The 15,321-nt window shown below is 53.2% G+C and carries 10 protein-coding genes and 1 pseudogene; all 11 read right to left on the reverse strand.

Going from position 1 to position 15,321, the window contains the following annotated elements; all coding sequences use genetic code 11:
• Positions 1–159: 159 nt before the first annotated feature.
• Positions 160–1,307: pseudogene (locus D5366_RS07230) on the reverse strand (OmpA family protein).
• Positions 1,308–1,481: 174 nt separating this feature from the next.
• Entirely contained in the window at positions 1,482–1,832 is a 351-nt protein-coding gene (locus D5366_RS07235) for a DUF1491 family protein (RefSeq protein ID WP_141492902.1), read from the reverse strand.
• Positions 1,833–1,864: 32 nt separating this feature from the next.
• Complete coding sequence (locus tag D5366_RS07240) at positions 1,865–3,649, reverse strand: S41 family peptidase (RefSeq protein WP_240775208.1); 1,785 nt, start codon at positions 3,647–3,649, stop codon at positions 1,865–1,867.
• Between the two features lie 85 nt (positions 3,650–3,734).
• Positions 3,735–6,425 (reverse strand): type I DNA topoisomerase, encoded by a 2,691-nt coding sequence (gene topA, locus D5366_RS07245; protein WP_141492903.1) that lies wholly within the window; start codon positions 6,423–6,425, stop codon positions 3,735–3,737.
• Positions 6,426–6,452: 27 nt separating this feature from the next.
• Positions 6,453–7,634, reverse strand: coding sequence for a DNA-processing protein DprA (dprA, locus tag D5366_RS07250; RefSeq protein ID WP_240775396.1), 1,182 nt, complete (start codon positions 7,632–7,634; stop codon positions 6,453–6,455).
• Between the two features lie 100 nt (positions 7,635–7,734).
• Positions 7,735–9,882 carry a Hint domain-containing protein gene (locus tag D5366_RS07255; RefSeq protein ID WP_141492904.1) on the reverse strand — a complete coding sequence of 716 codons (2,148 nt, stop codon included), beginning with the start codon at positions 9,880–9,882 and terminating at the stop codon, positions 7,735–7,737.
• Positions 9,883–10,465: 583 nt separating this feature from the next.
• Positions 10,466–11,092, reverse strand: a complete 627-nt coding sequence (gene plsY / locus D5366_RS07260) for a glycerol-3-phosphate 1-O-acyltransferase PlsY (RefSeq protein WP_141492905.1) — start codon at positions 11,090–11,092, stop codon at positions 10,466–10,468.
• Entirely contained in the window at positions 11,089–12,363 is a 1,275-nt protein-coding gene (locus D5366_RS07265; RefSeq protein ID WP_141492906.1) for a dihydroorotase, read from the reverse strand. The genes plsY and D5366_RS07265 overlap by 4 nt, the downstream gene beginning before the upstream one ends.
• Complete coding sequence (locus D5366_RS07270) at positions 12,360–13,307, reverse strand: aspartate carbamoyltransferase catalytic subunit (protein ID WP_141492907.1); 948 nt, start codon at positions 13,305–13,307, stop codon at positions 12,360–12,362. The genes D5366_RS07265 and D5366_RS07270 overlap by 4 nt, the downstream gene beginning before the upstream one ends.
• 11 nt (positions 13,308–13,318) lie before the next feature.
• Positions 13,319–14,719 (reverse strand): glutamate--tRNA ligase, encoded by a 1,401-nt coding sequence (gene gltX, locus D5366_RS07275; protein ID WP_141492908.1) that lies wholly within the window; start codon positions 14,717–14,719, stop codon positions 13,319–13,321.
• A gap of 142 nt (positions 14,720–14,861) precedes the next feature.
• Positions 14,862–15,236, reverse strand: a complete 375-nt coding sequence (locus tag D5366_RS07280; RefSeq protein WP_141492909.1) for a carboxymuconolactone decarboxylase family protein — start codon at positions 15,234–15,236, stop codon at positions 14,862–14,864.
• Positions 15,237–15,321: the final 85 nt, after the last annotated feature.

Genomic DNA, 15,321 nt, shown 5'->3' on the forward strand with positions numbered 1-15,321 from the left:
GCATATCAGCACTTGTTACATAAAAATGTTGTTTTTAGGCAACATAATGAAATATGGCGAAAATTTCTGAAGTATTAAAATATTTTTAAAAAAGAAAAATGGCCCATTTATTGAAAATAAAGGGCCATTTGTTTCATTAAAGTATCAGCTTGTTACGGATTATTTTAGGTCGATTTCTACGCGGCGATTTTGCGGCTCGCGAGTGTTTGCGCCTGTTGTCACAAGTGGGTGAGTTTCACCAAAACCGTGTGTTACGATCATGCCTGATGCGATGCCGTCACGTATTAATTCCGCTTTCACGCTTTCAGCACGACGTTCGGACAGGGCGAGGTTGTAATTTTCGCCACGTTGTCCGGGTTGTGCGGCTGAATTGTCCGTGTAACCGCTGACTTCAATATGCGAGACTTGCACAGAGCCAACGTTCTTCGCGACTTCGGTAATAACAGCACGTGCCCGGTCGCTCAGTGTCGCGGAATCCCAGTCAAAGAAAACGAGATATGTTCTCGCTGGGGTTGGGGCTGGGGGGCTGCGATAGGTGCCGCAACCGGAGCTGGTGGAGGCGCGGGGTTGAACTCGTAGCGCAATCCTAGCAGGAGCGAATGGTTGAAATCGGTACGAGTGGTACGATTTCCCGTTGCAAAGCTGGCAGCTTTGGTTTGGCCGTAACCGCCAATGGTTCCGTAAGAAGACGCGGTATGCGCATTTGGACCTAGCAAGGAGTAAAAGCGATACTCCGTCGTTGCTGAGAGGCCAACGACCCATGGCACAGGAAAGGAAAGGCCAAAGATGCCTTGGTAAGCAAAGTTACCTGCCGTGCCATTGATGGATTGTTGGAAGGTTGAGTCTGCAGTGCGGACACTGGCTCGCATGTTCTGCCAACCATAGCCTACGCCCGCGCCAAAATAGGGGTAGACCCAGGACTTGCCGATATCCATGTCAAACAGGCCGTTGATCATGGTGCCGTAACCCTGCTGGCGGCCACCCGTTGATGAGGGGAACTGGCTGCTGCGGAATTGCTGAAGGCGGTTGTTACGGTAATTTCCCTCAATTTCTACGCGGAAGCCATTACCGAAGCCCCAGCCAATGCTGCCAAGGCCCGTTACGCCATAGTCATAACGGTCCTTGCCGCCGGGGAAATGTGGGGAGAGGCGGACTTCTTGGTCCTGATTCCAGCCAACACCACCAGCGCCGGAGATATATAGGCCACGAACCGGCTGTGCTTGTGCTGTCCCAAGGGCGAGCAAAGAGGCTCCGGCTACGAGCCCGACCCGGGCGAAGAAGTGTCCGGGGGCGGAACGTCGCGTCATGTCATCTCTCTCCAAATTGCCCGAATACTGTTGAAGTTTCGTGTTGAAACTGTGTTTGACCACAACGCTTCGTTAACGCGCGTGGTTGGGTTCTTGAGTACGGGCTTTAGTGTTTTCAGTCTAATCTGTGTCTTTTTCTCTACACTTGTTTCTACTGTGTGAGAAGCTCCGCCTTCACCAGAAGAGTTCTTCGGGCTCGTCATCGTCGCTGGTGCGTGAACCTAGATCTTTTTCAATCAGTACGCTGCAATCGGGGACATTTATTTCAATGACCCATAAGTCGGGATCGTAGCGCATTTGGCGCATAAGATATTCGTTGATGGTTTCGTCATTCAGTAAATTGGTACGGACCCACGCGCTTCCATCTTCTCTCAAAATAACTTGATTACGCGCAGTGTCCTCCAGAACAATCAGGACAGCGCCGGCATCTTCATCACCTTTATTGAGGACCATGGCTGAGGAGCCAGCGTCGTTGAAACGACGCAGTGTCGCGCGGACCCAAAGGCCGGTTTTGAGGCGGGGCATAGTACGGCGTCCCTTGTAAAACGATCCGAGGTTTAATGCAGAGGTGCGCTATTTTCGTCAGGAATAGCGGTGAGAGCGGTTGAGTACAGTTGGGGTGATCCAAGGACTGCTGCGGCAATCTCCATGTCATTATCTGAGCCCAGCGCGGCGGGGCATTGATTACGAATGGAGAGTATTTTTGATACACTCACCGGAGCGCGTGTTGCTCGCGCTGTGTGAAGAGCATTCTCCATCAAGCTATGGCCGTGTTCAAGCGCTTTAATCTGGTCATCCAATGATGTGCCGCCCAGTGACGTGCAGATTTGAGGCATGACACCCAGCCCTTGTAATGGCCAACCCAGCGGGGCTTGGTTGCGGCTCCATGTGACGAAAAGCTCGCCGCCATTGGGCATTTGGCCGATGACTTGCGTCAGCCCTTTACCAAGTGTTTCGCTGCCAACGACGACGGCACGGCGGTGGTCTGCCAATGCAGAGGCAAGAATTTCAGATGCGCTCGCTGTTTGCCCATCGACCAAGATGACGATGGGGGCACCTTGGGTCATGTCACCGCCTTGCACGGCCCAAATATGATTGGCCTGCGGATAACGTCCGTGAGTGGTAACGGCGATGCCGTGGTCAAGAAATAAGGCTGCAGTTGTGACAGCTTGCTGAACCACACCGCCCCGGTCTCCGCGTAGGTCGAGTATCAGGCCGGGGATAGAGTGAGAGTGGCCTTTATGGGGCGTAATATCATCATCGGGCGGAAGGAGCTGGCTGAGATACTGGCTCATTTCTTCGGCGGTCTCCGAAGAAAATGATGTGATTTTCAAGACGGGGTAACGTCCTGAATGGCTCAAAAAGACTGTCTCAGGCGGAACAGAGGCGCGTGTTAAAGTAACAGAATTATGGTTGCGCCCGCTGCCAGACGTTACGAGAGCGACGTCTGTTCCAGTGTCGCCTTCGAGCAAAGTCTGAATATGTTCGGCGGGTTGGCTGCGGGTGGAGTGACCATCGACGGAGAGGATGCGCTGCCCAATATCAAGGCCTGCCTCCCAAGCGGGACCATTGGCGTTAATGGCTGAAATAACGACATTATGGCCGCTATTCTCGAGAGTCACACCGATGGAGCCGTCGTGTCCAACGCGTTTTTGACGGTCGTTATTCGCAAAAGACGGGGCGAGGTAACGGGAATACGGATCAAGGTGGTTAAACAACTCGTCAAAGAAGCTTTGCAAAAGAGCATCTGCGCCATTTTGTTGAATGGCCTCGGAGGCGTGCCAGCCTGCATGGAGGGCATCTGCAACAAGTGCCGCCCAAGCTTGGATATTATTTTCAGCCGGGATAACCCGCTGGAAGAGAATGGTTTGCCCACGAAGAACGCTTAACGCCATTTCAGGAGCGGATTTCTCGGTATTTGATGCGCCGTGTGGTTGGGGCGCGGGGTCTTCCTGAATCGTGATGCTGGGGTCAATGGCTGTGAGGCCATCTAGGCCCCAAACGCTGAAATCATGCGCACTATGGCTCTCTAGCGTACGCGGAATAAGGAACCTCAGGGCTGCAATCAGGACGTCGCGCGTGTCGTTAGTTGGGAATGAATCCGCTGCGGCGATGACCGCAGGCACAGAATGCGATGTTTGCGCGACAAGTGGATGAACGCCACAGCAGAGCCCTACACTTAGAACTGTCGAGAAGGCCATGAAACGACGTCGCAGAGCGTACGCTGTGCGCTGAGCCTTAGTGAGAGGCGCCGATTTTGACTGTGAGAGAAAGGGAAAAGCGTGGCGCAAAGACGTGATTCCAAATGGCGTATGCGTGGAGTCTAATTCGTCTGAATCCACACACACGCCATAACGCCGCTTCGCTCTAAAGAGAAGAGGGGGGTGTTCACGCTTTTGGGCCCCATTTCGGGGGCCTTAATGGGTTTCAATCAGCTTCTTTGGTCGCTGTTGTTTTAGTCTTTGTCGTGCGGGATGAAGGCTTTTTTGTGGTTTTTGTTGCGTCAGCGCTTTTTTTGGTTGTGGCCGCACGCTTGGTTTTGGGCTCGGCTTTCTCGGTCTTTTTTGTTGATGCTTTTGTCGTTGTTTTCCGTGCTGTGGTTTTTTTAGCACCACCTTTAAGCGGCTTGCCCTTTTCAGCCAGCAGTGCGAGCGCTTCATCAAGGGTCACGTCGTTCATATCACGGTCTTTAGCGAGAGTCGCAACGACTTGTTTGTGCTGGACGTAAGGGCCGAAGCGTCCTTTGCGGACCATGACGGCTTCGTTGTCCTTGGGGTGCGGGCCAATGGTGCGAATGGAGGCAAGTTTTTTCGCCAGACTGTCTACGGCGCGGTTGAGACCAACCGTCAGAACGTCATCGTCCTTATCCAAAGTACCAAAAACAGCGCCCATTTTCACGAAAGGCCCAAAACGCCCCAGTCCGGCCTCTATGGTTTCCCCCGTTTCTGGGTGCGTACCGACAACGCGAGGCAAAGAGAGAAGGCCGAGCGCTTGTTCCAAGGTAATGGTGTTACCGTCCAAGCCTTTGGGGATAGTTGTGCGTTTGGGTTTTGCTTTTTTATCGTTCGGATCAGCTTCTCCACGCTGAATGTATAGCCCGTATGGTCCGCGCCGAATCGTGATATCTTCTTGGGTTGTCGGGTCTTGCCCAAGAACGCGCATCCCATCTTTAAGGCCGTCATCGCTGCCGTCATCTGCGACAAGGCGGCGGGTAAACTGGCATTCGGGATAGTTGGAACAGCCAATGAAGGCGCCATGCTTGCCGAGGCGTAGTCCTAGGCGGCCAGTTCCGCAGGCTGTGCAGTCGCGTGGGTCAGAGCCGTCTTCTTTTGCGGGAAAGAAATGCGCGCCGAGATCTGCGTCGAGCGCGTCAATGACGTCTGAAATTTTAAGATCTTTTGTCTGATCGACCGCTGCAGAAAAGTCCCGCCAGAACGCCGCCATGACGTCGTGCCAATCTGCGCGCGCACCAGAAATGTCGTCCAATTGTTCTTCTAGCGATGCTGTGAAGCTCGTATCGACATAGCGCTCAAAGAATGATGTTAGAAACGCAGTGACCAGTCGTCCACGATCTTCGGGCATGAAGCGCCGGGCCTCTAAGCGGACGTAGTTACGGTCCCGTAAAACGCTTAGAATAGAGGCATAAGTGGATGGGCGGCCAATGCCGATCTCTTCCATCTTCTTTACAAGAGAAGCTTCAGAGTAGCGCGGCGGTGGCTGTGTGAAATGCTGCTCAGCCTCAACGGTTTGGGTTGTGATGCGGTCCCCTTCTTTCATCGGGGGGAGGAGGCGGCCTTCTTCATCATCGCCAATTTTGCTGTCGTCGCGCCCTTCAATGTAGAGCTTGAGGAAACCGTCAAAGGCGATGGTAGAGCCCGTAGCGCGCAAAAGCGTTTTGCCGCTCCCGTCAGCCAGCACGACAGCGACCTGATCCATCTCGGCAGATTGCATTTGCGATGCCACGGAGCGCTTCCAGATAAGGTCGTAGAGGCGCTTTTGGTCAGGTGTGAGGGTTGAGGCTACGCGGTCGGGTGTGCGTGTGATTTCGGTAGGGCGGATGGCCTCATGGGCTTCCTGAGCGTTTTTAGCTTTTGTGGAATACGCTCTCGGTGACGCTGGGACGTATTCCTCACCGAAAGATTGCCCGATATGCCCGCGGATTGATGCAATGGCCTCCTGAGCCATCGTAACGCCGTCTGTACGCATATAAGTGATAAGGCCGACCGTCTCCCCGCTGATCTCAACACCTTCATAGAGTTGCTGAGCTGTACGCATGGTTGTCTGAGCGCTCATGCCAAGCTTGCGGGAAGCTTCTTGTTGCAGCGTCGACGTTGTAAATGGAGGGGGTGGATTGCGCTTAGTGCGCTTGCGTTCGACTGACTGTACGGTGAAGCTGCCGCCACGAACAGTGTCGCGCGCGTCGAAAGCCAGTGTTTCTGTATTAAGCGTGAATTGATCTAACTTCTCGCCGCGCAAATGTGTGAGGCGTGCTTGGAAACTGGCTTTGGCGGGGGTGTTAAAGCCGCCCGTTACGCTCCAATATTCCCGAGGCTTAAAAACCTCGATTTCAGCTTCACGCTCACAAATTAATCGTAGAGCTACAGATTGGACACGGCCGGCACTTCGGCTGCCGGGCAGTTTGCGCCATAAAACAGGCGAAAGCGTAAAGCCTACGAGATAGTCCAGTGCGCGGCGTGCGAGATAGGCATCAATAAGTGGCTGATCAAGTTCACGGGGGCCAGCCATAGCCGCTTGCACGGCAGATTTTGTGATTTCGTTGAAGGTAACACGGTGGACGGTGACGTTTTTGAGGAGCTTCTTTTCCTCAAGGACACTCCGGACGTGCCACGAAATAGCTTCGCCTTCGCGGTCCGGGTCAGTGGCCAGATAGAGGTTCTTGGCGCCTTTGAGGGCTTTCGCAATCGCTGAAATCTGCTTGGAGCCGCGTTCGTCGGTCTGCCAAGCCATGGCAAAATTTTCGTCAGGGCGGACGCTACCGTCTTTTGGGGGCAGGTCACGGACATGTCCGAAGGAAGCGAGAACGGTATAATTGCTTCCGAGATATTTGTTGATCGTTTTTGCCTTCGCCGGGCTTTCGACCACCACTACGTCCGTCATTGTCCCTCCGGCGCTACCGCTTTTGTCTCATGTTGGTAGGAGCGCGATGCGTCCCCCAGGTACGAACTCCAATACGCCACCAAGCTCTAATTCGGTCAGCGCTGAAAGTACGTCCGAAACGGAGAACTGACAGCGACTTACAACCTCGTCAACTGTTACTGATGTGACAGATAGGAGAGGACGAATATTTTGAATGACAAAATCAAGGTCGTTTTCGGCATTTTCCGGCGGTGTAGTGGCGCCTTTCCAGCGAATTGTTTTTTCCTGAAAGCCAAGCAGATTTTGTTGTTGGGTTGTCCACGGCGCAGGCAGATAATCGGGCATGTCGCTTGAAATCTCAGATAAAATATCCTGCGCGCCCTCAGTTAAAACCGCTCCATTACGCAGTAGAAGGTTGCCGCCGCGTGAGCGTGGATCAAGGGGGGAGCCGGGAACTGCGAAGACAGTGCGGTTATAGTCTTGGGCGAGGCGCGCTGTAATTAATGTGCCGGAGTAAAGAGCAGCTTCAACAATGATGCATCCGATTCCGAGGCCGGCAATTAGTCGGTTGCGCCTTGGGAAGTGCCGAGCTTGAGGCATGGTGCCGAGTGGCGCTTCCGTTAAAATGCAGCCGTTTTCAGCAATGGCGTTTTGCAGCAGTTCATTTTCGCGCGGGTAATACGCATCTAACCCGCCAGCAATGGCTGCGATGGTTTTACATGGGTGAAGCGCGGCTTGATGCGCCGCCGAATCGATACCACAGGCTAGGCCCGAAACAACGTGAAAACCATGTGCCGCCAATTCGGCTGACAGGCTCTCAGCCATTCTAATCCCAGCAGCAGATGCATTGCGTGCGCCGACAATACCTATGGCAGGCTGTGAAAGCTGTTTGATATTGCCTCGGGCGTACAGGATGGGAGGCGCATCAGGAACATGGCTCAAAAGGGTGGGATAATGAGGGTCAGAGCGGAATAGAACATGGCCATTATTGCGTTCTAGCCAAGCCAGTTCAGTTTCAATGGCTGTACGTGTTGGTGGGGGTGAAAAGTCTTTGCGCCCTGCGCGTGCTAGGCGGTCGGGGAGGTTCTCAAGTGCCGCAACGGCAGAGCCGTACTTGCGAAGCAGCTTGCCAAAATTTACCGGGCCTATCCCGGAGATCCGGGAAAGACGGATCATATCGACGCGCTCGGCCGCGCTTAGAGGGGTGTCGAGGAGCATACCATTGAACATGGTATTCACGATGGGGCTAAATGGTTAAAGATTTACATTCTTTTGTGTTTACCTAAATTTAGGGAAAGGGCCGCTGGTATAGGCGGCCCTTTCTAGTAAATCAGGCGCTTTTTGTTTGGTTTGCAATGGTCGGTGGTGTTGAGTGTTTGAGATAAGGCACCGAAGACTTAACGTGAATGGCTAGAATACCAATTTCTTCCCTTTCATGCGCGGGCAGGTCGAGGGTCGCGTCGCCATTTGTCCAGCGATAATCCTTGCCTTCCAGAGCGTGCCAACCGGGGAGGTCAACCTCCTGCAAGTGCGTAGAAATATGGGCTGTGACGTTGCTGTGGTAGAGGGTGATGTCCCCTATGAGTACTCCAAGAAGACGGCGGTCATCGATGAATGGTCCGATTGTGTCGTAAGGGCGGCTGGCATTCGTAACGATCCTCACGGATTGCACCGTGGAGGGGACCATAAAAATATAACGGCCGTTAGAAGATCGTGCAGGTAATATGCTTAATCCTGTATTGGAAATTAGAGAGATGTTGTGCTCGTGCTCAACGTCGAGTGGAGCTGTTCTTGTTTGAATATTCATGCTCACGGCGCGGTTTTTAAGGGCGTTGAATATAGGTTCAACTTTGTCACGGTCAGTCGTTAACGTTGCGGCGCCGTTTTCGCTCCATTTCTTATCGTTGGAACCGAGTTGGAAAACATTGCCCTGCTGCGTAAAGTGATGGCGGTTACCTGTGTCGAGGTAGCTTTCAGTCAGGATACCGTTCGCATTAACGATAGAATGTTCGCGGGTTTCGATGTGGAAGTATTCGTAAGCCGTACAGTTTTTATCGTAGTAAATGGACATGCCGTTTACCAACATACGGGCTGGAATAAAGCGACCATCGAAAAACAAGCAGTGCTCCGCCGTAATGCGTAAGTCTTCGTAAGGGTGTCCGTCGGCCAGAGCATTTTTTGAGATGACGACTGGGTAGCCGGCTTCGTCGTCGGGAAGGTCGGTCCGGACAACGCATGATGCCTTACCAGCCCAGCACACCGTGTCTGTTTTTGCGGAGCCATCATGATACGTGACGACTTCATCACCCAAGACGATATCCTGAATGGCTTTGCTGCCTGTCGGCGTTGCGATTTGTGCATTCTCTAAGAAGCATACTTCATAGAGGAGTGCGCCGCTGGTATCTGCCGCAAGTGTGTACCCTAGGCTTTTAACGCCTAAGATATTTAAAGTAATAGACGTACCATCTTTGGATGTAATGGTGACGTGATCTGCGTCTGGGTAAGTCACGGATGTGACATTTGCTTTTTGGATATTTGCAAGTTTGATAACGTCAGAGGCAGTCGATGACGACCCTGTAAAGCCGCTGATAACCGTGCTTGGGTTGCTGGTACCAGAGATGGTTAATGTCGTGGCATCGCCGTTGAGTACAATGGTGCCGCCTGCGGTTGCCGGGATGGTCGCCGATGCAGTGCCGGACAAATATACTGAACCAGATATGACGCCGCCGGAAATAACATTAAGATTTCCGCCGCTGTAGACGTTATAGTTAGAGACTGTACCGCCCGATGAAACAATGGCCGTACCGCCAGAGTTCACTCCCCCTAAGTATAGAAGACCTCCGGAGGAGACGATCGCGGTTCCGCCAGCATTGACGGTGTTCCAGTAAATTTCAGCGCCGTTTTGCGCGATTTCGACACCGCCGCTCATGACGTATCCGTTTAGGACAGAGCCTGATCCCGTGGCAGTAGCCGTACCGTAGATGTTATTGCCGCCGTAAAAATAGCCGCCTGAGACGACATATATTGTGCCTCCTGCTTCGATGGTGGAGCCGCCCAGATGCACGCCACTGCTCAAATTGGCCCAGCCGCCTGATTTAATATCGAGCGTGCTCGCAGAAGCTCCTATTTTGAGGTCAATATACCCACCAGAGGATACTGATGTACCGCTGACTATGCCGCCGCTGTTTACCGTTAAAGAATCAGCATAACCGCCAGATACAGATCCACCAGAACTGACTTGTATATTGCCTGCCAAATGCCCCGCGCTGGCCGCAGAGACGGCTCCCCCAGATATGACCATCCCGCCGGACAGGGTACCGCCATTGGAGAGAACCACTGTGCCCGCAATTGACGAGAGAACGGATGGGTCATTGTAGCGCGTAGCCTGAAAGGTGCCGCCGCTGAGCACGACTTCGGTGTCGCCTGCCGCAACTTGGCCCTGTTGAAGAACCCCGGATGAAACGTAATAAGTCGTCACAGTCCATTCCTTTCTTTGTGAAATTAATATTGCATTAATTTTTATAAAATTATCATTCAACTAAATAATTGTATGAGCGTTATTTGAACGGATAAAATTTAATTATCCTAAAATTAAGTATTAAAATATTACGTTAGTAATTTTCTAGAGTTTTATGTTGAGGCTTATTTTGTAACTTTTACTTTGATGTAAGTTTATGAAAATAAATGGAATATGAAAATTCCGTAACCTTATCGTTGCAAATTGTGACTGTAATTACACTTTGTTACATCGAGCGACGAAGAAAAATTGAGATTACTATAGTTTTTTACTAACAAAATTTGAGATGCAAAAAGAAAAATTTTTGGATTCGTTGTCTTATGGTAATAGTTGAAATATTTGGTTTTATAAAAAGTAACTTATTAGATTAAGAATGCATTTTTTAGAGTATTTATTTCGGTGAATTGATTTTTTGTAAGAGAAGAAAATTTCAGTGTTTTTAAAGAAGCATCATTGGCGAGTTTCTATTGTCATAAAATTTATGAATACCGTTATATAAAAACGGGATTTGTAGTTGTTATTCCAAGCACAAATCCCGTTTTTGTTAGGATTTTTGTTGGCCTACACGCGGCTCGGTGCCGTTCAGCAGGCGAATAATGTTGCTGTAATGCCTTAGCCAAATAATGGTCGAAATCCCTAGTGTCGCAATAGGGAAGGGAGAGGCCAGAGGCGGAGAACCAACCATTGCAATCATAAGCAGGGGCGCGGCAAGAAAGGCGGTGAGAGCACCTGCTGATGAGATACGGCTAAAGCGAGCTACAGCAAGCCACAGAATAGAGGCGGCTAAGCCAACGGGCCAAGACAAAGCCCATATGACGCCGAGCCCCGAGGCTACGCCTTTTCCACCTTTGAACCCAAGCCATATTGGGAAGCAGTGTCCTAAAACAGCGCAAAAGGCTGCGGCCGCCATGGCTTCCGCAGTGTGGTCTGGGCACAAATGCGCGGCAAGTAAAACGGCTAACACGCCTTTGAGTGCATCGAGCAGCAATGTTGCTGCTGCAATGCCTTTTTTCCCGGTGCGGAGGACGTTTGTAGCCCCGATATTGCCAGAGCCAATCTTGCGGATGTCACCCCCGCCGGAGGCTGCTGTTAGTAATAGCCCGAATGGGATACTACCCAGAAAATAAGCAATGGCCCCGTAAAGTATAACGTTGTGCGGGATTGCGCTCATAGTGCGGTCCCAGCTCTGTAAACTTCTAGACCATGACGGAAGGTGCGAAGCACCTTTCCAGGCATTGTCTCACCGTCAAAGGGGGTGTTTTGCGCTCGCCCCGGAAGTTTGCCTGATTCAACGACCCAGTGTTGCTCAGGATCAAAAAGGCAGAGATCCGCCTTTGAGCCAATGGCAAGAGTCCCCGCGTCGATGCGCAGGACTTTAGCGGGTGCTGACGTGATCAAGCGCAGAGCGCTAAGCAGGTCTAAGCCGGATGCCAGAGTTGCGCTTAAAAGCGTGACGAGGCCAATGCCGCCAGCACGCGCTTGCGCGAAGGGGAGGCGTTTGTCGTCTGCATCTGCGGGGGCATGGTCTGAGGCAATGGCATCAATTGTACCATCGCTTAATGCGGCCAGCACTGCGTCTCTGTCTGCGGGGTTGCGGAGCGGAGGGGAGAGTTTGGCGTAAGTTCGGAAGTCACCGATTGTTTCTTCTGTAAGAAGAAAGTATGGCGGTGCTGTATCGCAGGTAATGGATAAGCCTTTTGCTTTGGCTTTACGAATGAGTTCCAGTCCCTCTGCCGTCGAGACGTGAGCAAAATGCAAGCGGCCACCTGTCATTTCTACAATACGGACGTCACGAGCGATGAGAATGGCCTCTGCTGCGGCTGGGACTTGGGGCAATCCCAAGCGTGTGGCGAGCGGGCCGGACGTCGCGCAGGCATTGCGCGCGAGCGACGGGTCTTCCGGGTGTTGAACAATCAGCCCGTCCATAAAGCGCGCATATGAAAGCAGGTTGCGCAGTTGCTTGGTGTCTGCAATGGCGCGCGTGCCGTCGGTGAATGCAACCGCCCCGACCTCTTGGAGTAATCCGAGTTCTGCGGTTTCTTTGCCTTCGCAGCCTTTGGTAAGCGCGCCGTAGGGATGAATGGTGATCATCCCCGTGTCGTTTCCACGCTCTTTCAAGTGTTGGACGAGTGCTGGATCGTCAATAACGGGCATAGTGTTGGGCAGGACGGCAAGTGTTGTTACGCCGCCTGCCACGGCCGCGCGTGCACCTGTCTCTACATCTTCACGATACTCGAAGCCGGGCTCACCCAAGTCTGCGCGCATATCGACCAAGCCGGGGGCGAGGACGGCGCCTTGGCCGTCAATGCTTTGCGCGCCTTCGGGGGCGGATGCAGCGTCTAGCTCGGTAATTATGCCGTCACAGACAGTCAGTGTGCCAGGAGCATCACGGTTGCTGGCTGGGTCTATGATGCGGACATTGTGAAAAAAAAGAGTGCTCATGAGGGTCTCCGTCCGCGGGCAAGGCGGTCTAGCACGGCCATACGGACGGCAACGCCCATTTCAACCTGCTCGGAAATGACGCTTTGGGGAGAGTCGGCTACGTTCGAGGCGATTTCAACGCCGCGGTTCATGGGGCCAGGGTGCATGACGAGCGCATTTGGCTTCGCAAGTGCGAGACGCTTACGATTCAGGCCAAAAAAGCGGAAATATTCACGTGCGCTAGGGACAAGGCCCGCGCCCATGCGCTCTTTTTGCAGGCGCAGCGACATGACGACGTCTGCACCGTTAAGTGCTTCTTCCATCGTGTGGTGGATTGTGACATTGCCATTGCCCAAGCCAGCCATTGCGCCCGGAAGCAAAGTTGGCGGCCCCACGAGGCGGATCGTGCTGCCAAGCGCAGAAAGAAGATGAATGTTTGAACGAGCGACGCGGCTATGCCCGATGTCACCGCAAATCGCGACGGTTAGCCCGGAAAGGGTGCCGAGGTGGCGGCGTATGGTCAGAGCGTCAAGCAAGGCTTGAGTCGGGTGCTCATGCATGCCGTCACCAGCGTTAATGACGCTGGCTTCGACTTTTTGCGCCAACAGCGCTGGCGCGCCAGATTGAGCATGGCGCACGACCAGAAGGTCGCATCGCATGGCGTTGAGGGTTGCGGCTGTGTCCAGAAGCGTCTCGCCTTTGTTCACCGAGCTGGTCGCGACGGTCATGTTAATGACGTCGGCCCCGAGGCGCTTGCCAGCAAGTTCAAAGCTGGTGCGTGTCCGGGTGCTGTCCTCGAAGAACAGATTGATGAGTGTACGCCCCCGCAATGCGTCCCGTGGGGCGGAGCGGGAGCGGCTCAGGAGGGCATAGCTCTCGGCCAGATCCAAAATAGGAAGGATCTGGCCGGCATTGAGGCCTTCAATGCCTAGCAGGTGCCGGAGGGGCGGAGACGAATCTGGCATAGCTCGTTCTCTTAGCTTATGGCGCTGTCGATGCGGGCTAAGACCTCGTCTTGGCCTAAAGCGGCCAATGTCAGGTCAATGCCGGGTGATGTTGTGCTGCCGGTCATGGCTGCGCGCAGTGGCTGCGCAACAGATCCAAGCTTCAGGGCGTTGGCTTCCGCGTATGCGCGTAACGCGCCGTCCACGGCTTCTGGCGTGAAATCAGGGAGAGCTGCCAAGGATGCGCGGATCCCTTTCAGAACGCTTTGTCCATCTTCCCCTAAAAGTTTTTCAGCTTTGGGGGTGAAGCTCAGCGGGAGGGTGTAACCGGCAAAAGCCGCATTCTCTGTGAGTTCAACTAGGGTTTTAGCGCGCTCTTTAAGGCCGGGCATCAGGGCGAGAATACGGCTATGCGTTGCATCATTGACAACGACACCTTCGCGGTTTTTCAGGCGTTCGATTACGTCATCTGTCAGGCGGGCGTCATCTGCCTGACGCATCCAGACGCTGTTGAAGTGCGAGAGTTTGGCGTAATCCATCCGTGATGGGGAGCGGCCAACACCGTCGAGATCAAAGAGGCGGATTTGGTCTTCACGCGAGAGGATTTCTGCATCGCCATGGCCCCAGCCGAGGCGCAGTAGGTAGTTGCACAGGGCTTCTGGTAGGTAGCCTTCCTCACGGAAATCTACCACAGATGCGGCGCCGTGGCGTTTGGAGAGTTTTGCGCCATCAGGGCCATGAATGAGTGGCAGATGGGCAAAATGTGGGAGATCCCAGCCCATAGCGCGATAAATCATTGCCTGACGGAACGTATTGGTCAGGTGGTCATCGCCGCGCATGACGTGGGTAATGCCCATGTCGTGATCGTCGCATACCACGGCGTGCAAATAAGTCGGTGTGCCGTCTGAACGGAGAATAATTAAATCATCCATTTCCGCATTCGCAACGCGGACATCCCCTTGTACGAGGTCCTTAATAATGGTCTCGCCATCGCGCGGGGCTTTGAGGCGAACGGCGAATGGTACGCCTTCGGGTGCTTCGGAAGGGTCACGGTCGCGCCATGTACCGTCGTAGCGAGGGGGGCGTTTTTCAGCCATGGCCTTTTCGCGCATGGCTGTGAGTTCTTCTGGCGTGCAATAGCACCGATAGGCCAAGCCGCGCTCAAGCAGGTCTTGCGCGACTTCTGTGTGTCGCTGTTGACGTGTGGACTGGAAGACTGGTTCTTCGTCCGGGGTCAGGCCCATCCATTTCAGGCCATCCAGCAGAACATCCACGGCATGTTGGGTGGAGCGTTCGCGGTCCGTGTCTTCAATACGAAGCAGGAATTGGCCGCCATGGTGGCGGGCATAAAGGAAGTTGAACAGGGCCGCGCGGGCGTTACCAACGTGCAGGAGCCCGGTCGGCGAGGGGGCGAAGCGAGTGCGGATTGTCATGCGGCCCTCTTATCATAGTCTGCGGCTGTATCGCTATCCGCAAATGACACGATAGGAGGGCCCCTTCCTAGCTCGCCCTGCGGCAAGTCTGCGGCCTTCTGCCCTCTTTAAGAAAAAGAGTAATCTTGAGGGGAAGGTGTGTTTACTGTGCGTCGAGTTCGGTGAAGACTTCTTTTGCGAGGGCGAGCCCGCTGATGGCTTCAGGGAAGCCTGCGTAGACGGCCATCTGCATGATGATTTCAACGATTTCTTCGCGCGTGAGGCCAGCGTTGAGGGCGCACACGATATGCGTTTTGATTTCTCCGGGAGCTGTACCTTTGGTGACGAGTGCTGCGAGTGTTGCAATCTCTCTGGAGCGGAGGTCTAAATTTTCTCGGGCGTAAATTGTGCCAAAGGGAAATTCAACGAAGATTTTTGCGAAATCAGGGGCAATATCGTTTAAGAGCGCTTTTACTTGTTCTGCCGCGCCGGGGTTAAGGATGGAGAGGATTTTTTCGCCATTTTCGGTTTTGGACACAAATGTTCTCCTGGAATATAGTTTGTAATGGAACGCTAATTGATGTGGTATTTTGTTTGCTTATTTCAAGGTGGTAACTGATAAT

The organism is Neokomagataea tanensis (assembly GCF_006542335.1).
GTDB lineage: Bacteria > Pseudomonadota > Alphaproteobacteria > Acetobacterales > Acetobacteraceae > Gluconobacter > Gluconobacter tanensis.